At 71.5% G+C, this 18,256-nt stretch carries 17 protein-coding genes; 7 read left to right on the forward strand and 10 right to left on the reverse strand.

Annotated elements, in window-relative coordinates:
- The first annotated feature begins 438 nt into the window (after positions 1 to 438).
- On the forward strand, positions 439 to 639 hold the full coding sequence (locus tag ABT324_RS27575) for a hypothetical protein (RefSeq protein ID WP_351183348.1): 201 nt from the start codon (positions 439 to 441) through the stop codon (positions 637 to 639).
- Between the two features lie 6 nt (positions 640 to 645).
- Here ABT324_RS27575 and ABT324_RS27580 read toward each other — a convergent pair whose 3' ends face one another.
- The 5 genes from ABT324_RS27580 to ABT324_RS27600 all read right to left on the reverse strand — a co-directional run bounded on the left by ABT324_RS27580 (position 646) and on the right by ABT324_RS27600 (position 6,269).
- The gene (locus ABT324_RS27580) at positions 646 to 2,235 is read right to left on the reverse strand and encodes an ABC transporter ATP-binding protein (RefSeq protein ID WP_351183350.1); all 1,590 of its coding nucleotides are present in this window, start codon (positions 2,233 to 2,235) and stop codon (positions 646 to 648) included.
- Positions 2,232 to 3,101, reverse strand: a complete 870-nt coding sequence (locus tag ABT324_RS27585; protein WP_351183352.1) for an ABC transporter permease — start codon at positions 3,099 to 3,101, stop codon at positions 2,232 to 2,234. Before ABT324_RS27585 ends, ABT324_RS27580 begins: the two co-directional genes overlap by 4 nt.
- Positions 3,098 to 4,057 carry an ABC transporter permease gene (locus tag ABT324_RS27590; RefSeq protein WP_351183354.1) on the reverse strand — a complete coding sequence of 320 codons (960 nt, stop codon included), beginning with the start codon at positions 4,055 to 4,057 and terminating at the stop codon, positions 3,098 to 3,100. The genes ABT324_RS27585 and ABT324_RS27590 overlap by 4 nt, the downstream gene beginning before the upstream one ends.
- A gap of 1 nt (position 4,058) precedes the next feature.
- Positions 4,059 to 5,672 (reverse strand): ABC transporter substrate-binding protein, encoded by a 1,614-nt coding sequence (locus tag ABT324_RS27595; RefSeq protein WP_351183356.1) that lies wholly within the window; start codon positions 5,670 to 5,672, stop codon positions 4,059 to 4,061.
- A 147-nt stretch (positions 5,673 to 5,819) separates the two neighbouring features.
- The gene (locus ABT324_RS27600; RefSeq protein ID WP_351183358.1) at positions 5,820 to 6,269 is read right to left on the reverse strand and encodes a histone-like nucleoid-structuring protein Lsr2; all 450 of its coding nucleotides are present in this window, start codon (positions 6,267 to 6,269) and stop codon (positions 5,820 to 5,822) included.
- Between the two features lie 362 nt (positions 6,270 to 6,631).
- Here ABT324_RS27600 and ABT324_RS27605 point away from each other — a divergent pair, with 362 nt between their 5' ends.
- A complete protein-coding gene (locus ABT324_RS27605) occupies positions 6,632 to 6,976 on the forward strand; it encodes a histone-like nucleoid-structuring protein Lsr2 (protein ID WP_351183360.1) in 345 nt (114 codons plus the stop codon).
- 106 nt (positions 6,977 to 7,082) lie between these two features.
- Here the strand turns inward: ABT324_RS27605 and rbsK are convergent, their stop codons facing one another.
- Complete coding sequence (rbsK, locus tag ABT324_RS27610) at positions 7,083 to 7,985, reverse strand: ribokinase (protein ID WP_351183362.1); 903 nt, start codon at positions 7,983 to 7,985, stop codon at positions 7,083 to 7,085.
- Positions 7,986 to 8,100: 115 nt separating this feature from the next.
- On the opposite strand from rbsK, the gene ABT324_RS27615 reads away from it, so the two are divergent.
- The gene (locus ABT324_RS27615; RefSeq protein ID WP_351183364.1) at positions 8,101 to 9,162 is read left to right on the forward strand and encodes a hypothetical protein; all 1,062 of its coding nucleotides are present in this window, start codon (positions 8,101 to 8,103) and stop codon (positions 9,160 to 9,162) included.
- Positions 9,163 to 9,275: 113 nt separating this feature from the next.
- Positions 9,276 to 10,055: a type I methionyl aminopeptidase gene (map, locus tag ABT324_RS27620; RefSeq protein WP_351183366.1), complete on the forward strand. Its 780-nt coding sequence runs from the start codon at positions 9,276 to 9,278 to the stop codon at positions 10,053 to 10,055.
- Between the two features lie 76 nt (positions 10,056 to 10,131).
- On the opposite strand, the gene ABT324_RS27625 is transcribed toward map, so the two are convergent.
- The 4 genes from ABT324_RS27625 to ABT324_RS27640 all read right to left on the reverse strand — a co-directional run bounded on the left by ABT324_RS27625 (position 10,132) and on the right by ABT324_RS27640 (position 15,051).
- The gene (locus ABT324_RS27625) at positions 10,132 to 11,004 is read right to left on the reverse strand and encodes a spermidine synthase (protein WP_351183368.1); all 873 of its coding nucleotides are present in this window, start codon (positions 11,002 to 11,004) and stop codon (positions 10,132 to 10,134) included.
- A 455-nt stretch (positions 11,005 to 11,459) separates the two neighbouring features.
- Positions 11,460 to 11,852, reverse strand: coding sequence for an adenosylmethionine decarboxylase (gene speD / locus ABT324_RS27630; protein ID WP_351183370.1), 393 nt, complete (start codon positions 11,850 to 11,852; stop codon positions 11,460 to 11,462).
- Between the two features lie 75 nt (positions 11,853 to 11,927).
- The gene (locus ABT324_RS27635; protein ID WP_351183372.1) at positions 11,928 to 13,142 is read right to left on the reverse strand and encodes a type III PLP-dependent enzyme; all 1,215 of its coding nucleotides are present in this window, start codon (positions 13,140 to 13,142) and stop codon (positions 11,928 to 11,930) included.
- A gap of 397 nt (positions 13,143 to 13,539) precedes the next feature.
- Positions 13,540 to 15,051 (reverse strand): PucR family transcriptional regulator, encoded by a 1,512-nt coding sequence (locus tag ABT324_RS27640; protein ID WP_351183374.1) that lies wholly within the window; start codon positions 15,049 to 15,051, stop codon positions 13,540 to 13,542.
- Between the two features lie 146 nt (positions 15,052 to 15,197).
- Here ABT324_RS27640 and ABT324_RS27645 point away from each other — a divergent pair, with 146 nt between their 5' ends.
- From ABT324_RS27645 to ABT324_RS27655, 3 genes are all read left to right on the forward strand, one after another.
- Complete coding sequence (locus ABT324_RS27645; protein ID WP_351183376.1) at positions 15,198 to 16,067, forward strand: FAD binding domain-containing protein; 870 nt, start codon at positions 15,198 to 15,200, stop codon at positions 16,065 to 16,067.
- Positions 16,058 to 16,531, forward strand: coding sequence for a (2Fe-2S)-binding protein (locus ABT324_RS27650; protein ID WP_351183378.1), 474 nt, complete (start codon positions 16,058 to 16,060; stop codon positions 16,529 to 16,531). The genes ABT324_RS27645 and ABT324_RS27650 overlap by 10 nt, the downstream gene beginning before the upstream one ends.
- Before the next feature lie 122 nt (positions 16,532 to 16,653).
- The gene (locus tag ABT324_RS27655) at positions 16,654 to 17,988 is read left to right on the forward strand and encodes an 8-oxoguanine deaminase (RefSeq protein WP_351183430.1); all 1,335 of its coding nucleotides are present in this window, start codon (positions 16,654 to 16,656) and stop codon (positions 17,986 to 17,988) included.
- Positions 17,989 to 18,256 lie beyond the last annotated feature (268 nt).

Consider the following 18,256-nt stretch of genomic DNA (forward strand, 5'->3'; position numbering starts at 1 on the left):
TTCCCGGCGATTCAGGGGGGTCACTCGGTGACCCACACCCAATTCGTTATCTCCCGGAGATCCCGAACCCATCTAAAGTTGTCAACCACGAAGCACATCGCATTTTCAAAGTCTTGCCGTTGAAGGCCCACCCACTCTACCACTCAAGCGCGGGAGCTTGGTTCGTGTGCCCGCGTCACGCCCGGCCCGGTTTTCCCGGCCCGTGTCGCGCTGACCTGGACAACTCTACACACCCCCGGGAACCCGCCGAACACCACCCCCCTCTCAAAGTCATCTTCGCAGCTCAGAGCCGATCTCGGGGGTTGAGCGACGGACGGCGCGAGCGGTACCGCTGGACGTGTTGTCGATGTCCACGTTCGTGTGGTCCTGGTTCGTCGCCGCGATTCACCCCGGGCGCGCAGGTAGCCTGCCAGGCGACCGTCAGAACGGGGGTACGCAGTGGACACGACGCCGATCTACACCGAGCTGCGAAAGACTCTGATGGACCCGGAGGACCGCAACTGGGGCCCGAGCTCCCCGCCGGAGTTCGCCGCGGCGCTGACGGAGCGGGTGGAACGGCCCAAGGCGGAGTCGAAGAAGTCGGCGCGCTCCGGCCACGGCCAGCGCAGCCGATCCCGCCGCCACCGCGCGGAGGACTGAACCAGCTCAGCTGGCCAACCGGCGTTCGCGCTGCCGCGCCGGGTCCGGCACCGGTGCCGCGGCCAGCAGTCGCTGCGTGTACTCGTGCTGCGGTGCGCCGAGGACCTGCGCGCAGTCGCCCTGCTCCACGATCCTGCCGCGGTGCATGACGGCCACCCGGCGCGCCAGCAGGTTGACCACCGCCAAGTCGTGGCTGATGAACAGGCAGCTGAAGTTCAGCCTGGCCTGCAGCGACTGGAACAGCTCCAGCACCGCGTCCTGCACCGAGACGTCGAGCGCGCTGGTCGGTTCGTCGGCAATCAGCAGCTCGGGTTCCAGCGCCAGCGCGCGGGCGATGCTGACGCGCTGCCGCTGGCCACCGGAGAGCTCGTGCGGGTAGCGCTGGCGGCGCGACGCGCCCAGCTCGACCGCTTCGAGGAGTTCGTCCACCCTCTTGTCCAGCTCCCGGCCGCGGGCGACGCGGTGCAGGCGGAGTGGTTCGGCGATGCTGTCCGCGATGCTCATCCGCGGGTCCAGGGACGAGCCCGGGTCCTGGAAGACGATGCCGATGTTGCGCCGCAGCGGGCGCAGGCGGCGGGCGGGGAGGCGGCTGATGTCCTGGCCGTTGAGCACGACGCGGCCCTCGGTCGGGGTCAGCAGGCGGGCCACGCACTTGCCGACGGTGGACTTCCCGGAGCCGGACTCGCCGACCAGCGCCAGGACCTCACCTCGGTCGATGCGCAGCGAAACCCCGTCCACCGCGCGCTGGTCGCCGTAGCTGAGCACCAGGTCCTCCACCGCGAGCACCGGCTCGGCCGGTTCGGTGGGCTCGGCCTCCGCGATCTCGAGCCGGGGCACCGCGGCGAGCAGTGCTCCGGTGTACTCGTGCTGGGGCGCGCGGAACAGGTCCTCGACCGCGGCCTGCTCGACGACCTCGCCGCGGTACATCACCACCACCCGGTCGGCGAGGTCGGCGACCACGCCCATGTCGTGGGTGATCAGCAGGATCGTGGTGCCCAACCGGTCCCGCAGGTCGCGCAGCAGGGCCAGGATCTCGGCCTGCACCGTCACGTCCAGCGCGGTGGTCGGCTCGTCGGCGATCAGCACCTTCGGCTCGCAGGCCAGCGCCATGGCGATCATCACGCGCTGCCGCTGCCCGCCGGAGAGCTGGTGCGGGTAGTGCTTGAGGCGCTGGCGGGGTTCCGGGATGCCGACCAGGTCGAGCAGTTCCACCGCGCGCTCGCGGGCCGCGGTGGCGGAGGTGTCCCGGTGCAGCCGGATGGCCTCGACGAGCTGCCAGCCGATGGTGAACACCGGGTTCAGCGAGGTCATCGGCTCCTGGAAGATCATCGCGATGTCCTTGCCGCGGACCCGGCGCAGGTCCTGCGGGCCCAGCTCGGCGCCGTCGAGCTCGATGCGCCCGGTGACCTCGGCGGTGCGCGGGAGCAGGCCGAGCGCGGACATCGCGGTGACGCTCTTGCCGGACCCCGATTCGCCGACCACGGCCAGCACCTCGCCGGGCGCGACGCCGAAGGTGACGCCTCGGACCGCTTCGGCGGTGCCGTCCTCGGTGCGGAACCGCACCCGGAGGTCGGTGAAGGAAAGCACGTCGCTCATCGGTTCCCCTTCGGGTCCAGGGCGTCCCGCAGGCCGTCGCCGAGCAGGTTGAAGCCGAGGGTCGCGAGCACCACCGCGATGCCGGGGAAGACCACCAGCCACGGGGCCTGCGCGAAGTAGGTCTGCGCGGAGGACAGCATCACGCCCAGCGACGGGGTGGGTGGTTGCACGCCGAGCCCCAGGAAGGACAGCAGCGCTTCGCCGATGATCGCCTGCGGGATGGCCACCGTGATCTGCACCAGCAGCGCGTTCACCGAGTTCGGCAGGATGTGCCGGAACATCGCGGTGGTGCCGCGCGCACCTGCCGCGACGCTGGCCGCCACGTAGTCCTCCCCGGCCAACCGCAGGGTCTCGCCGCGCACCACCCGGATCAGGTTCGGCACCTGGGACAGGCCGATCGCGATGGCCGCGTTCACCATCGACGCGCCGAGCACCGCCGCGAGGCCGACGGCCAGCACCAGGAACGGGAAGGCCAGCAGGGTGTCGGTGATGCGGGAGACCACCGAGTCGACGATGCCGCGGTAGTACCCGGCGACCAGTCCCAGCGGCACTGCGACGACGACCGCGAGCAGCACCGACAGCACACCCACCACGATCGAGGCGCGGATGCCGTGGAAGACGCGGGAGAGCTGGTCGCGGCCGAGCTCGTCGCCGCCCAGCGGTGCCGCCAACGACGGCTGCTGCAGGACGTCGTCGAAGTTCACCGCGGCCGGATCGGTCGGGGCGATCAGCGGTGCGGCCAGCGCCACCAGCACGAACAGCACCGACAGGACGAGGCCGACGACGCCGGTGCGGTGCCGCAGCAGGCGGCGCAGCACGCGGCGGGAGCCGCTCGCGCGGGGCGGAACTGCCACCGGCTGGGTCATGCCGCACCTCCACGGACTCGGATTCGCGGGTCCACCACCGAATAGAGCAGGTCGACGAGCAGGTTGACCAGGATGTAACCGGCCGCGCTGACCAGTACCGCGGCCTGGATGACCGGGTAGTCGCGGGTGAACACGGCATCGACCATCAATTTGCCGAAGCCGGGCAGCACGAAGATCTGCTCGGTGACCACCGCGCCGGAGATCAGCGTGCCCAGCTGCAGGCCGAGGATGGTCAGCACGGTGATCAGGCTGTTGCGCAGGCCGTGCACGGCCACCACGCGCCACTCCCCCGCGCCCTTGGCGCGCGCGGTGCGCACGTAGTCGGCGTTGAGCGCGTCCAGCATGGACGATCGCATCTGCCGCATCAGCACTGCGGCCAACCCGCTGCCCAGCACGAAGGCGGGCATGACCAACCGTTCCAGGTTGCCCAGCGGGGACTCGGTGAACGGCACGAAACCGGAGGCGGGCAACCAGCCGAGGCCGACCGCGAAGACCAGCACGCACATCAGGCCGAGCCAGAAGTTCGGGATCGACAGGCCGAACAGCGAGATGCCGTTGCCCAGCCAGTCCAGCGGTCCGCCGCGGCGCACCGCCGCGAGCACACCGGTGGTCAGGCCGATCAGCGCGGCGAACAGCAGGCTGAGCAGGGCCAGTTCGAGGGTGACCGGGATGCGGCTGAGGATGATCTCACCGATCGGCAGGCCGGTTTGCGCCGATTCGCCGAGGTCGCCCTGCAGCGCGCGGCCGATCCAGCTGAAGTACTGCGCGTAGACCGGCTCGTCGAGCAGGTAGGCGCGGCGGATCTCCTCGATCGCGGCGTCGTCGGCCTCGGCACCGGCCAGCGCGACGGCCGGGTCGCCGGGCAGCGCGCGCAGCCCGGCGAACACGACGAGCGAGACCAGCACCAACGTCACCAGGGCCTGCAGGACCCGGTTGAGCGCGTAGCTGCGCAGCATCTCAACTCCCGGACTCGACGCGACCAGCGGTCTTCAGCCGCATGATCCCGTCGGGGTAGACCTCGACACCGGCCAGTTCGACGGTGTGCGCGGTGTAGTACTGCTGGCGGTAGAGGTAGATGACGTTGTTGCGCTGCTGCAGCTGCTGGACGACCTGCTCGTAGAGCTGGCGGCGGCGGTCGGTGTCCTGCTCGGCGGCGGCCTGCTCGAGCAGCGCGTCGGTCTCGGGCGTCGAGTGGCCGCTGTAGTTCTGCGCCGCGCCCTCCGCGTGCATGCCGGTGATGTTGCCGTCCGGGTCGGGGCGGCCGGACCAGCCGATCAGGAAGGTCTGGAAGCGGCCCTTCTTGCCCGCGGAGATGGCGCTGGTCGACTCGCTCGGCCGCAGCACCACGTCGAACCCGGCTTCGGCGGCCATCGCCTGGATGACCTGGCCGACGCGGCTGGTCGTGGAGTCGTTCTGCAGCAGCAGCTCGACGCGCAGCGGGGTGCGCACGCCCGCTTCGGCGAGCAGCTGCCGGGCGCGGGCCACGTCGTGCGGCGGGCAGGCCTGCGTGGCAGGGGTGGCGAACTCGCTGGTCGGCGGGATCGGTCCGCAGGCCGGTTGGTAGAGGCCGTTGAAGGCGATGCGGTTGAGCGTGCGGCGGTCGATGGCCAGCGACAGCGCCTCGCGCACCCGCGGGTCGTTGGCCAGCGGCCCGTCCACGTGGCCGGGCTCGCCGCCGACGTTGCCCATGTTCACGGTGATGCCCATGTACTGGATCGACGGCTGGTTGAGCAGCACCAGGTCCTGCTCGCCGGCCACCACCGGCACGTCCGGCGGGCCTACCTCCCAGACCACGTCGAACTCGCCGGAGCGCAGGTTGGCGATGCGGATGTTGTCGTCCGGGACCGCCTTGTAGACCAGCCGGTCCAGCCGCACCGCGTCGCGGTCGTAGTAGAACTCGCTGCGCTCCAGCACGATCCGGTCCTGGGCGACGCGTTCGACGAACTTGAACGGGCCGACGCAGACCGGGTCGTCGGAGAAGTTTTCGCCGAGCTCGTCCAGCTTCGCCGGGGACATGACCATCCCGGCGCGGTCGGCGAGCACGGTGGGCAGCGGGGCGGACGGCTGCTTGAGCCTGAGCCGCACGGTGGCCGGGTCGACGACCTCGACGGAGTCGATCGCGGTGAGCTCGGAGCGGCGGCCGGAGGACGGCAGCTCGCGGTGCCGGTCCAGGCTCTTCTTCACCGCCGCCGCGTCGAACTCGGTGCCGTCGTTGAACAGCACGCCGGTGCGCAGCGGGATGGTCAGCTCGCGGCCGTCCGGGGAGGTGCGCGGGAGCTCGGCGGCGAGCTGCGGGACCGCGCGACCGGCCGGGTCGACGTCGTAGAGCTTCTCGCACATGCTGTTGAAGACCTGCCGCCCGGCCAGCGTGGTGGCCAGCGTCGGGTCCAGCTTGTCCGGCTCCTGGTCCAGCGCGATCACGGCTTCGCCGCCGCGCACGGTGGGCGCCTGCACCGAGGCGCGCAGCTGGCCGGCGGTCTGCTCGACGTCGACCAGCGGACTGCACCCGGTCGCGCCCACCGCCAAGGCCAGCAGGACCGCCGGAGCACCACGTCTGAACCGCGCCGTCACCCGGGCCTCCCGCCAGCAAGAGGGGCAAAACGCGAGAACCGTATTTCGCCAGCGGTGGCCGTGTCCACACTCGTGATCAATCCGGCATCGCGTCGGGCCCGGGTTGTCCGGTGCCGCAGCCGGTTTCGCCCCGTTGTAGGCCCGGGGTCAGTCGACGGCGGAGGAGAACAGCGGCAGCGAGACCGCAGAGGCCTTGGCCGGTTCCTCCTGCTCCGCGGGCGTCGGTTCGAGGCGCGGTGCGGCCTCGACGACCTCGGTCTCGACGGCCTCGCCGCCCGGCTCGGGCTGCTCGCCGGACTTCTTGCTGAGGTGCTCGCGGGTGCGCTGCGCGGCGCCGCGGATCTGCTCGGTCAGCTGCTTGTTGACCCGCCGGTTCTGCTCCTCCTCGCGCTCCTGCTGACGAGCGGTGCGCGCCGGTTCCGGCTTGGGTCTGCGGGCTGCCTCGATGTAGCGGGTGAGGATGCCGCGCAGGTCTTGCGCATGTTCCTCGTTCAGGTCGATTTCGTACGTCACACCATCCAGCGCGAAGGTAACGGTGTGGTTGGCTGGGGACCCGTCGATGTCGTCGACGAGTTCGACCTGAATCCGCTCGGCCATGATCACCTGTCTCGGGAACGTGCCCCGCCTCGATCCGCGACACTTGCAGGTAAGACTACTGCGAGTCCCGCCCACGTTGTAGCACGTGGCATCTCAGTTGTCTCGCTCCCAACCATAGAACAGCGGACCCACCTGCTGATAACCGCCAGGCGGGTCAGTGCCGCGGCCGGGCCGACCGGGCGCCGGTGAGAACGCACGGTAACCACCACTGGGCGGCTATGCGGAAAGTAATCCAGGGCACACCGGAGAAATTTGCGGCGATGGGTGGAACATTCTTCACGCGGTAGTTTATTGTTCGCTCGCTCTTCTCCGCACGCGCAGTGCGGGGAAGGAGGGGAATCGAGCCGGAATCGAGGGTTACCGTGGCGCAGAAAGTCACCGTTCAGCTCGTCGACGATGTCGACGGCACACCAGCCGACACCACCGTCGAGTTCGCCTTGGACGGGGTGAGCTACGCAATTGACCTGTCCGCCGACAATGCCGCGAAACTGCGCGACTCCCTGGCGTCCTTCGTGGCCAGCGCGCGGAAGACCGGGGGCCGCAAGCGGACCGCGTCGAAGCCGGGCAAGGCGTCGAGCACACCCACCGCGGCGGACCGGGAACGCAACCAGGCCATTCGGGAATGGGCTCGGAAACAGGGCATGCAGGTTTCCGACCGGGGCCGCATTCCCGCGGAGATCGTCGAGGCTTACGACAACGCTCAGTGAGCTGCCGGCGCGGACGGCCGGTGCCGGTCGGGGAAACCGGCCGTCCGCGAAACCAGCCGCAATGACGCCCCGTGGTCGAACGGTGGACCCCCGGTAATTGCGCGCGTTATCGGGCGGCCAGGAAGTCGGCGATTTCCCGACGGGTCGGCATCGAACTGCTGGCGCCGTTGCGCTGCACCGACAGCGCCGAACCGGCGGAAGCCGTGCGCATCGCCTCGGGCATGTCGGCGCCTTCGCCCAGCGCCGCGCTGAGCACACCGACGTAGGTGTCCCCGGCGGCCGTGGTGTCCACCGCCTCCACCGGGAAGCTGGGCACCTCCACTCGCGCGCCGTCCCGGTTGCCGTACAGCGAGCCGCGTGAACCGAGCGTGATCACCACCTCCGGGACCAGCTCCAGCAGCTTCGCCAGTGCCCGCTCCGGGTCGTCGTCGCCGCCGGCCAGGACCGCCGCCTCGTGCTCGTTGGGCACCAGCAGGTCCACGTCCGACAGGAGGTCCGCGGGCAGCTCCGCGGCGGGCGCCGGGGTGAGCACCACGCGCACCCCGCCACGGCGGCCCGCGGCAGCGGCCGCGGCCACGCCGGGGAGCGGGATCTCCAACTGCAGCAGCAGGATCTGCGATCCGGCGATGAGCTCCTCGTCGCCCTCGACGAGGTCGTCGACGGTGCCGTTGGCGCCCGGGACCACGACGATCGAGTTGCCGCCCTGGTCGTCGACCACGATGTGCGCGGTACCGCTGCGCCCCGGCTCGGTCCGCAGCCCCGCGACGTCCACATCGGACTCCTGCAGGACGCGGCGGATCTCGGCGCCGAAGTCGTCCTGGCCGACCGCGCCGATCATGCGCACCTGGGCGCCCGCCTTGGCCGCGGCCAGCGCCTGGTTGGCGCCCTTGCCCCCGGGCACGGTGTGGAACTCCCGCCCGTGCACCGTCTCGCCCCGCTTGGGCGCGGTGCCCGCGTACGCCACCAGGTCCATGTTGCAGCTGCCGAATACGGCCACACTCGTCGTCACGTGGTTCATCATGGCTGATGAGGGCCCCGGGACGGCTGACGGGTCCGGGGCGGGCCGACCACGTACCATGCCGACCAACCGGGCTAGGAGAGGGCGAGACGCGGTGGACTATGCGGTGACAGCGGAGCTCACACCGCCGAATGGTGTGGTGGAGCTCGACCCGCTTCAGCAGGAGGGGATCGCGGCCGTGTTGGACCGCCACCTCGCGCTGGTCGAGGGGGTGTCAGGGCCCGGGGACGCCGACATCGACGTCCTGGACTACCGCATCACCGTGCACCCGGCCGGGGCCAGCGTGGTGCTGGCGCTCGACGCGCCGTCGCTGCTGGCCGCGGAGGACGCCGCCGCCTCGGTGCTCGACGAGCTGATCGGCGAGAGCGAGGTGCTGGCGGGCTGGTCGGTGGCGCACTCGGAGGTGCGCATCACCGAGGACGAGTTCAACCGGTTGGCGGCCAGCGACGAGGCGTCGGACGTCGTCGACGAGCTGGAAGCCGCCGTCGAGGAGGCGCTGGAGACCTCGGCGGAGCCCGCGATGGACGCCGCGCAGTGGCGGTCCCGGTTCCGCGGGCTGGCGCCGCGGCTGCGGGCCTTCGGGCCGGAGGCGTTCGGCGGGGCGGGCGAGCGCGCCGAGCTGGCGGCCGGGGCGCTGGTCCACGCGGTGCGGGTGGTCACCGACGAGGTGTTCTACGACGAGCTGGCGCTGGCGGTGAACAACGCGACGGTCGCCGACGCGGTCGGGCTGCTGGTCCTGGAGGAGCTGCCGCCCTGCTACGACCACCGCTACGACGCGTTCTTCGCCCGCGCGTTCGTGCTGGCCTCCATGCCGGTCGCGGAGCGGCTGACCGGGGAGTCGTGGACGCCGCCGCGCTCGGTGGCCGAGGCGCTGGCGCTGCGGTTGTTCGTCAACGAGGCCCGGGTGGCGCTGGAGGCCGCCGAGCTGATGAGCTGGGACGACAGCGAACCGGTGTTCGAGAGCTTCGGCGCGCGGGCGTTCGGCGACATCGACCACCACGAGCTGTACGAGGTCGACCTGCCGCTGGCCGGTGAGGTGGAGCCGGAGACCGCGGCGCAGGTCGCCAAGCTGGAGGCGGAGCTGCACTCGCGGGGGCTGGCGTTCGACCAGTGGTTCGCGCCCCGGGACGACGACCCGGCCCAGCACCCGTACCTCGACTCGCTCTGAGCCGACGCCGCATTCGCAGGTCAGGGCGCTTCCGCATAGCTGGCTGGTATTCCTATACCGGCCAGTGCTAGCGTCGGTATTATTATACCGGCACTCAGGCACGCGAGGTACCCGTGATCGAGTTGAAGACGCCCACCGAAGTCCAGCGCATGCACACCACCGGCCGCTTCGTGGCCGAAGTGCTCACCGAGGTCGGGCGGATCGCCGACGTGGGGGTCAACCTGCTGGACATCGAGCACCGCGTGCGGGACATGATCAAGCAGCGCGGCGCCGAGTCCTGCTACTGGGACTACTCCCCGTCCTTCGGCAAGGGCCCGTTCCGCAACGTCATCTGCCTCTCGGTCAACGACGCCGTCCTGCACGGTCTGCCGCACGACTACGTGCTCCAGGACGGCGACGTGCTCACCGCCGACATCGCGGTCAGCATCGACGGCTGGGCGGCCGACTCCGCCCGCACGATCATCGTCGGCACCGCCGCCGAGGAGGACCAACGGATCATCCGCGCCACCGAGGAGGCACTGGAAGCGGCGATCGGGGCGGCCCGCGCGGGCAACAAGCTGGGCGACATCTCGGCGGCGATCTGGGCGGTGGCCCGCGAGCACGGCTACCCGGTCAACACCGAGTTCGGCGGCCACGGCATCGGGCGCACCATGCACGAGGAGCCGCACGTGGCCAACCGGGGCAAGGCCGGGCGCGGCATCAAGCTGCACCCGGGCATGACGCTGGCGCTCGAACCCTGGTTCGCCCGCACCACCGAGCAGATCGTCTTCGACCCCGACGGCTGGACGATCCGCTCGGCCGACGGCTCGCGGACGGCCCACTCCGAGCACACCGTGGCCATCACCGAGGACGAGCCTCTAGTGCTCACCCGGCGCGAGGACGAGCGGGCCTGAGCCCGGGGCCGCTTCGCCCCGGGGCGCGCGGAACGGCGCCCCGACCGGTGGCCGGGGCGCCTGCGTGCTGCGGCGGTCAGTCCTGGTTGCGGACCGAGTACGGGGGCACGGTGGCGCCGATGATGGTCGCCTCGTCGATCGTCTCCGGGCGGTAGGACGACTTCGGGAACGCCTCGAGCATCACGTTCGTCGGGTCGTCGATCTGCTCCACCCGGCCGAAGATGAACGCCCACTCGTGCTCGTCGGAGCCGAAGTAGGCCACCGTGTCGAACACCGAGCGGAACCGGTTGTAGGCGCGGATCAGCGTCTCGTTGCGCCACACCGTCGGGCAGCCCGCCTGGAACGCGACCACCCCGCCCGCGGCCAGCACCGACTGGCAGCGCTGGACGAACTCCAGGCCGTAGAGCCGGTTGTGCTGCCCGTCGGCGTCGTCGGCCCGCTCGTCCGGCAGGTCGACCACCACGATGTCGTAGCCCTCCGGCGGCGCCTGGTCGAGGAAGCCCCAGCCGTCGGCGTAGTGCAGCTTGACCGGCCCGTCGCCCTGCTCGGCTCGCCTGAGCTCCTCCGGGGTGTAGCCGTAGGGCAGGAGCTCGGCGCACTTGTTCACGCACAGCTCGTCGATGTCCACGTGGTCCACGCGCGTCGCCCCGGCGGCCACCGACATCTGGCTGGCCACGCCCTCGCTGGAACCGATGATCAGCACGCGCTCGACCTGGGCGGCCAGCAGGAACGCGGGCACCATCATGGCCTCGTGGTAGACGAGCTGGGAGAACTCGGTGCTCTGCCGGTCGTCGTCGCAGAACAGCGACACGCCCTGGCCGGTGCGGCCGATCACGACGTGCTGGTAGGGCGTGTCGCCCTCCCACAGCACCTCGTCAACCCGCCACAGGCGCTGCAGGTCCGCACCCATGGGTTCCTTGATCCAACGGTGCCCGTCCAGCTCGATCAACGGCTTCTCCTCTTTCCTGGTTCGCGTGGTCCATCTGCGTAGCGGTGCGGGTAGCGGAACCTCAGCGCCCGCCTGGACTGCGGGTGCCCTGACTCGTGCATGACCAATACACAGCGTCAGGGTCGTTCTCGCCAGGCGAACGCCGAGAACCCGCGGCGGTGCAAGTTGCGAGGGTGGGTTGTGCGCCTTCGGCGCATGCGCCCCCTGAGATCGGTGCCGGCGCCCGTCGCAGTCCCTGTTCACCGCTGGAAGCGGCTTCGCCGCCTGCCTGACAGTGGTTGGTCCGGCGACTCGCCTCACGCTCTTCCCCTGGTCGGGGCGAAAGGCGCCTTTCGCCGGTTCAGTCGGCGGAAGGCGCCCTTCACCCCGGTTGTCGGTTGCGAGGTTGGCGGCTGGGTGTCGCCGGTCCTGCGGGGCGGTTGTGTTGCTGCTGCTCCGCTTGTGGGGTGTGGTGTTCAGCTCGGGTTGTCGTAGTCCCGGCCGCGTTGGATGGTCTGCACGTTCTGCGTCTCGGGGCGCAGAGCCTCGGCCAGCAGGCTGACCGCCAGCTCCGGCTTCGCGGTGTGCCCGCAGGTGAAGACGTCGATGAAGATCGAGCCGTCCTCCGGGTACGTGTGCAGCGAAGCGTGGGACTCCGACAGCAGCGCCAACACGGTGACCCCCTGCGGCTCGAACCGCTTGGCGATCATCTGGCACACCGTGGCGTGCGACCGGCTCAACGCGTCGTGCAGGGTCTCGCGCAGGAACTGCTCGTCGTCCAGCAGTTCCGGATCCACGCCCTCCAGCTCGGCTAGGACGTGCTGGCCGGTGAACAACCCGACCGGCGGTGTCCCGGTGTCAACGGACATCTATCGACCTCCCATCATTTCGCAGAATTCCTGGTGTTCGCGGCGTTCCGGGCAGCACTGCCCGGGGCCGGGCGATCACGACTGCTGATCGCCGTCGACGCAGTACGTGGGCAGCGGGGTGAACCCGTTGAAGCCCACCGAGGAATAGCTCGCGGTGTAGGCGCCCGCGCTGAGCAGGTCCACCCAGTCACCGCCGCGCAGCGTGCGCGGCAGCTCGTAGCGGGTCCGCTGGTAGAGCACGTCGTCTCCGTCGCAGGTCGGACCGGCCAGCACCACCGGGCCGACCTCGTCGCCGTCGCGGGAGGTGCGCAGCCGGTAGGTGATGGCCTCGCCCTCGGTCTCGGCCAGCCCGTTGTACCGGCCGATGTCCAGGTAGACCCAGCGGGACTCGCCGTCGCAGGAATCGGTGACCAGCACCACCTCGCTGCGCAGCACGCCCGCGTCGCCGACGACGAACCGGCCGGGTTCGACGAGCAGTTCCGGGCGCTCGGCGCCGAAGTGCTGGTCCAGCGATTCCTCGATGCGGCGCACGTAATCGGCCAGCGGCGGCGCGGATTCGGTGTAGGCGGCGGGAAGTCCGCCACCCAGGTTCACCAACCGCAGCCGCAGCCCGCGCTCGGCGCAACCGGCGAAGACCTCGCGGGCGGCGCTGATCCCGTGCTCCCAGGCCGCGGGATCCAGCTGCTGCGATCCAATGTGGAACGACACGCCGCACGGGTCCAGGCCGAGTTCCCGCGCACGCACCAGCAGTTCGACGGCGGTCTCCGGCAGGCAGCCGAACTTGCGGCCGAACGGGGTCCGGGAGCCCTCGTTGTCCACCAGCACCCGGCAGAACACCTGCGCGCCCGGCGCGACCTCGGCGATGTTGGCCAGGTCCGCGGCGCTGTCCGTGGCGAACAGCCGGACGCCCTGTTGGTGGGCGCGGGCGATGTCGCGGCGCTTCTTGATCGTGTTGCCGTAGGAGATCGACTCCGGGGCAGCGCCCTTGGCCAGGCACAGGTCGATCTCGCCGGGGCTGGCGACGTCGAACGACGAGCCGAGCGCGACCAGCTCACCGACCACTTCGGGGGTGGGATTGGCCTTGACCGCGTAGCAGATGCGGGCGTCCGGCAGGGCGGTCCGCAACTGCCGGTAGCGGTTGCGCACCTGCGCCAGATCCACGACCAGGCAAGGAGTTTCGGGCCGTCGCCGGTCCAGGAACTGCTGGATCGCATCCGGAGTTGCGCCGGTCTGCTGCGCGGTGCCGCTGGGGCGGTCCGTCACACCGGTGGTGGCGGACAGATCGGTCAATCCCGGTACCTCCGTCTCGGGTGGTGGGGTGGGGTTTTCGCCGGGCAGAACCCCCGCCGGGGCGGGTGCCCGAAGTGCTCAACTGCGACCGAACACGGTACCCCCCTCACGGAGAGATTTCGAACCGCGCCCACTTGTTCGCCCGGTGAGTCGAATGCGGTGTGAGCACACCCACGAATTCGCCGCACCGACGTCGCGTTGCGTATTCGGACACGGACGTGCTGTGCACCGTTTCCGCTGCCCCGCCCCCTCGCCGCGCATTCCCGCGGAAATGTTCGGCGTTCATGCCTGGGCCACATCGATCCCGCGTGCCGTTGCTCGACCACACCTAGCGTGGTTTCCCTTGGCGGAACTCGATTTCCACCGGGACGGCAGTTCCGCGCTAATCGGTGTCCGATCAGTCCGGTGGTGTCGTGTGGTCGAGTTCGAGGGCGAGGTAGAAGTCCACTCGGGACGGGAAGTCCGAGAGGTCACGCCCGGTGATCTCCTCCACCCGCTGGATCCGGTAACGCAGCGTGTTGACGTGGACGTGGAGCTGCTTGGCGCAGCGCGACCACGAACCCGAGCAGTCCAGGAAGGTCCGCAACGTGCGCACCAGCTCGGAGTGGTGCGCCGCGTCGTAGGCGGTCAAGTCGGCGAGGAGCCGCTCGCGGTAGGAGCGACGCAGCTCGTCCGGAGCCGAGGCGAGCAGCACCTCGTGGGAGGCCAGCTCCGCCGCCGCGGCCACCTTCGCCCGGCCGCGCCTGCGCTGCGCGAGGCGTAGGGCGTAGCCCGCCTCCTCCAGCGCGCCGCGCAGCGCGGTGGCCCGCGTGATGTCGCTGGTGCCGACCGCGAGGCTGCGCCCCACCAAGCACGGTTCGACGTCGGCGGCGATCCGCGCGAGCTCGGCGTCCAGCTCCGCCAGGTGCGCTTCGTCGTCGACGAACAGCGCCGTCGCGCCGTCACCCAGCGGCGCCGTCACCGAGGCCATGCCGGTGGCGGCCGCGATCTCGCGCAGCAGCGTCGTGGACTCGGCCGGATCACCGACGTCCAGCGACACCGCGCGCAGCGGCTCGCCGGTGGGCAGCCCGGCGGCCTCCAACCGGGCGGCGACCTCGGCCGGGGTGGAGGTGCCGTCCAGCAGGCGGCGCAACGCCGCCTCCACCGAGCGCCCCGCGATGCGGCGGGCCTCGTCCACCCGCGCGCGCAGCAACGCCACCACCGTGCCCAGGTCAGTGGCGATGGCCACCTGCTCGGAGCCCCAGTCGTCGAAGGCGCCAGCGGCCAGGACGAACCAGCGGGCCGCCCGCGGCTCGGCGTCGGACTCCACCGGCCACAGCACGTGCGCGGTGCCCTCGGAGCGGGCCGTGCTGGGCAGCCGCCCCGCGGCGAACTCGCGCAGCGCGGCGCGGCGGGCGGCCTCCGGCAGCTCCGCGGTGCCGCCGACCACCCAGCCCGCCGCGGACAGCACCCAGCAGTCCGCGCCCAGCTCGTCGGCCGCCATCCGCAGCGCCTGGTCCAGGTCCGCGCCCGCGGCCACCGCCGCCACCAGTTCCCGGCGCGGGGCGGAGCGGCGCTGGACGCGCTCGGCGAGCGTGTTGAAGCTGACTGTCAGCGGCACCTCGAACACCGGCAGGTCGTGGCGGCGGCAGGCCGCGACCAGGTCCGGCGGGGCGTGCCCGAGCCGCGCCGTCCCGGCGGCCAGCGCGGCCACCCCGGCGTCGACCAGCGCGCTGACGAACCGCTCCGAGTCGGCCGGGCCGTTGTGCCACATCAGGCCGCTGAGCACCAGCTCACCGCCGGTGAGGTAGCGGCGCGGGTCGATCAGGTCAGTGATGTAGACGCCGCGCACCGGCCGGTCCGCCCGGTCGCCGCCGTGCAGCGGCACCAGCCCGAGCTCCCGGTCGGCGAGGAGATCGCCCAGCAGCACCCGACCCTCCCTCCACGCGTTTGGAGGAATGTACAACTCCGGTTCCGCACCCGGAAGGCTTTTTCGGGGTTTCCGCCGCTAGTCAGCGGGAGCACCCCGGCTGTGTACTGACTCACACCTTCACCGGCCGTGACGAGGAGTACACCGTGGAATTCCTCCGCCCCGCGTCGTGGCGGGAGGCGCTCGAGGCCAAGGCCGCGCACCCCGACGCGACGCCCATCGCCGGCGGCACCGACGTGATGGTCGAGATCAACTTCGACCACCGGCGTCCCGACCTGCTGCTGGACCTGACCCGCATCCCCGAGCTGACCACCTGGTCGGAGGCCGACGGCGCGCTGCGCATCGGCGCCGGGCTGCCCTACACCCGCCTCATCGACGAGCTCGGCGACCGGGTGCCCGGGCTGGCGATCGCCAGCCGCACGGTCGGCTCCCCGCAGATCCGCAACCGCGGCACGCTCGGCGGCAACCTCGGCTCCGCCTCCCCCGCCGGGGACGGCCACCCGCCGCTGCTGGCCTCCGACGCGCAGGTCGAGGTCGAGTCGGTGCGCGGCACGCGGCTGATCCCGGCGGCGGAGTTCTTCACCGGGGTCAAGCGCAACGCGCTGGCCGCCGACGAGCTGATCGCCGCGGTGCGCATCGCCCCGGCCACCGGCCCGCAGCAGTTCGCCAAGGTGGGCACCCGCAACGCGATGGTCATCGCGGTGTGCACGTTCGCCATCGCCCTGCACCCCGAGCAGCAGCGGGTGGGCACCGGCATCGGCTCGGCAGCCCCGACCCCGCGGCGGGCGCTGGAGGCGGAGGACTTCCTGGCCGCCGAGCTGGACTGGGCCGGGCGGCGACCGCTGGCGGACTCGGTGGCGCACCGCTTCGGCGAGCTGGTCGCGCAGGCCTCCTCCCCCATCGACGACGTGCGCGGCACCGCCGACTACCGCCGCCACGCGCTGGCCGTGATGGCCCGCCGAACCCTGTCCTGGGTCTGGCACGAGCACTGTTCCGGGAGGCAGGAATGCGCCTGAAGTTCACCGTCAACGGACAACCGCACGAGGCCGACGACGTGTGGGAGGGCGAGAGCCTGCTGTACGTGCTGCGCGAGCGGCTCGGCCTGCCCGGCTCGAAGAACGCCTGCGAGCAGGGCGAGTGCGGCTCCTGCACGGTCTACCTCGACGGCGTCCCGGCCTGCGCGTGCCTGGTGGCCGCGGGGCAGGCCGAGGGGCGCCAGGTGCGCACCGTGGAGGGCCTGGCCGAGGGCGAGCGACTGGACCCGGTCCAGGAGGCGTTCGTCGAGGCCGGGGCCGTCCAGTGCGGGTTCTGCACGCCGGGCCTGCTGGTGCAGACCCACGACCTGCTCGAGCGCGCGCCCGAACCCTCCGACGCGGAGATCCGCGAGTCCCTGGCCGGGAACCTGTGCCGCTGCACCGGCTACGAGAAGATCATGGACGCGGTCCGCCTCGCCGCCAGGCGCAAGGCCGAGGCCCGCTGATGAGCGACCAGCGCGACCGCACCTCAGGGGACCGTGCCGCGAGCCAGCCGCGGAGAACCGCTGAGCGGGAGACGACCCCCCACCGCAACCACCACGGCGAAGCGCGGGGAGGCAGGGTTGTCATCGAGGGTGGTGCCGTGGTCACCGTGGACGACTCGGGTACCGAGTTCGTCGAGGGCCACGTGGTGGTGGAAGCCGACCGGATCGTCTCGGTCGGGCCCGGATCCGCACCGCCGCAGGAAGGCGCGGTGCGGCGCGTCGACGCCTCCGGCTGCCTGGTCACGCCCGGGTTGGTCAACACCCACCACCACCTCTACCAGTGGGCGACCCGCGGTTACGCGGCCGACGCGACGTTGTTCGGCTGGTTGACCGAGCTGTACCCGGTGTGGGCCGGGATCGACGAGGAGATCACCCACGCCGCGGCGTCGGCGGGCCTGGCCCGGATGGCGCTGTCCGGCTGCACCACCGCCGCCGACCACCACTACGTCTTCCCGCGCGGCGGCGGGGACGTGTTCGGCGCCGTGGTGTCCGCCGCGCAGCGGGTCGGGGTGCGGCTGCACGCGGTGCGCGGCTCGATGGACCGCGGCCGCTCGCACGGCGGGCTGCCGCCGGACTCCGTGGTCGAGGACCGCGACGCGGCGCTGGCGGGCACCCAGGACGCCATCGACCGGTTCCACGACCCGTCGCCGGGCGCCCGCGTGCGGGTCGCGGTCGGGCCGTGCTCGCCGTTCTCGGTCAGCACCGAGCTGATGCGGGAGGCCGCAGAACTGGCGCGGCGCAACGACGTCCGGCTGCACACGCACCTCGCCGAGACCGTCGACGAGGAGGAGCAGTGCCAGGCCGAGTTCGGGCGGACGCCGGTCGAGTACGCCGACGAGCTGGGCTGGCTCGGCCCGGACGTCTGGCTGGCGCACACCATCCACCTGTCCGAGAAGGGTGTCGCGCGGCTCGGTGGGACCGGGACCGGTGCGGCGCACTGCCCGAGCTCCAACAGCCGCATCGGCGCCGGGGTCGCCCCGGTCCGGCCGCTGCTGGACGCCGGTGTCCCCGTCGGTCTGGGGGTCGACGGCGTGGCGTCCAACGAGGCGGGCGGGCTCGGCGAGGAGATGCGGCAGGCGCTGCTGACGGCGCGTGCCCGCTACGGGCCGCAGGCGCTGTCGGTGCGCGACGCGCTGTGGCTGGCCACCCGCGGCGGCGCGCGCTGCCTCGGCCGGGACGGCGAGCTGGGTTCACTGGAGCCCGGCAAGCTCGCCGACATCGCGATCTGGCGGCTGGACGACCTGGACCACGTGGGAATCACCGATCCGGTGGCCGCCCTGGTGCTCGGCCAGCTGCCGAGGTTGGAGCGCCTGCTGCGCGGTGGCGCGGTGGTCGTCGACGACGGCCGGTTGATGTCGGTCCCCGACCTCACGGCCGAACTCGCCCACGCCGCCACCCGCCTCCGGGAGGCGTCATGACCACCCCCGCCCGGATCGCACCCCACCCCGACCTCGGAACCCGGAACGGGGTCAGGCCTCCCCGCGCCCTCGGGGACCGCTCGGTCCTCGGGGCTTGGTCCGAGGTCCGGGTGTCCGGGACCCGGGATGTTCCGCCTGGTTCCGCGAGTTCCACGGAACCCGGACGTCTGATCCCCATCGAGATCGCGGAAGTCCTCCGCAGGTCGGACGAGTTGTCCACATCCACCGGCGCGTCGGCCGCCCGACACGCCGCGAGAGCACAGGTCCA

The sequence above is a fragment of the Saccharopolyspora sp. NPDC000359 genome, from assembly GCF_040300525.1.
Taxonomy (GTDB): Bacteria; Actinomycetota; Actinomycetes; order Mycobacteriales; family Pseudonocardiaceae; genus Saccharopolyspora.

Bases quoted from the DNA above. Each gene is read 5' to 3' on its own strand.
- ABT324_RS27580 (WP_351183350.1), bottom strand. From the start codon at position 2,235: ATGAGCGACGTGCTTTCCTTCACCGACCTCCGGGTGCGGTTCCGCACC.
- ABT324_RS27585 (WP_351183352.1), bottom strand. From the start codon at position 3,101: ATGACCCAGCCGGTGGCAGTTCCGCCCCGCGCGAGCGGCTCCCGCCGC.
- ABT324_RS27590 (WP_351183354.1), bottom strand. From the start codon at position 4,057: ATGCTGCGCAGCTACGCGCTCAACCGGGTCCTGCAGGCCCTGGTGACG.
- ABT324_RS27600 (WP_351183358.1), bottom strand. From the start codon at position 6,269: ATGGCCGAGCGGATTCAGGTCGAACTCGTCGACGACATCGACGGGTCC.
- speD (WP_351183370.1), bottom strand. From the start codon at position 11,852: ATGTCCGTTGACACCGGGACACCGCCGGTCGGGTTGTTCACCGGCCAG.
- ABT324_RS27650 (WP_351183378.1), top strand. From the start codon at position 16,058: ATGCGCCTGAAGTTCACCGTCAACGGACAACCGCACGAGGCCGACGAC.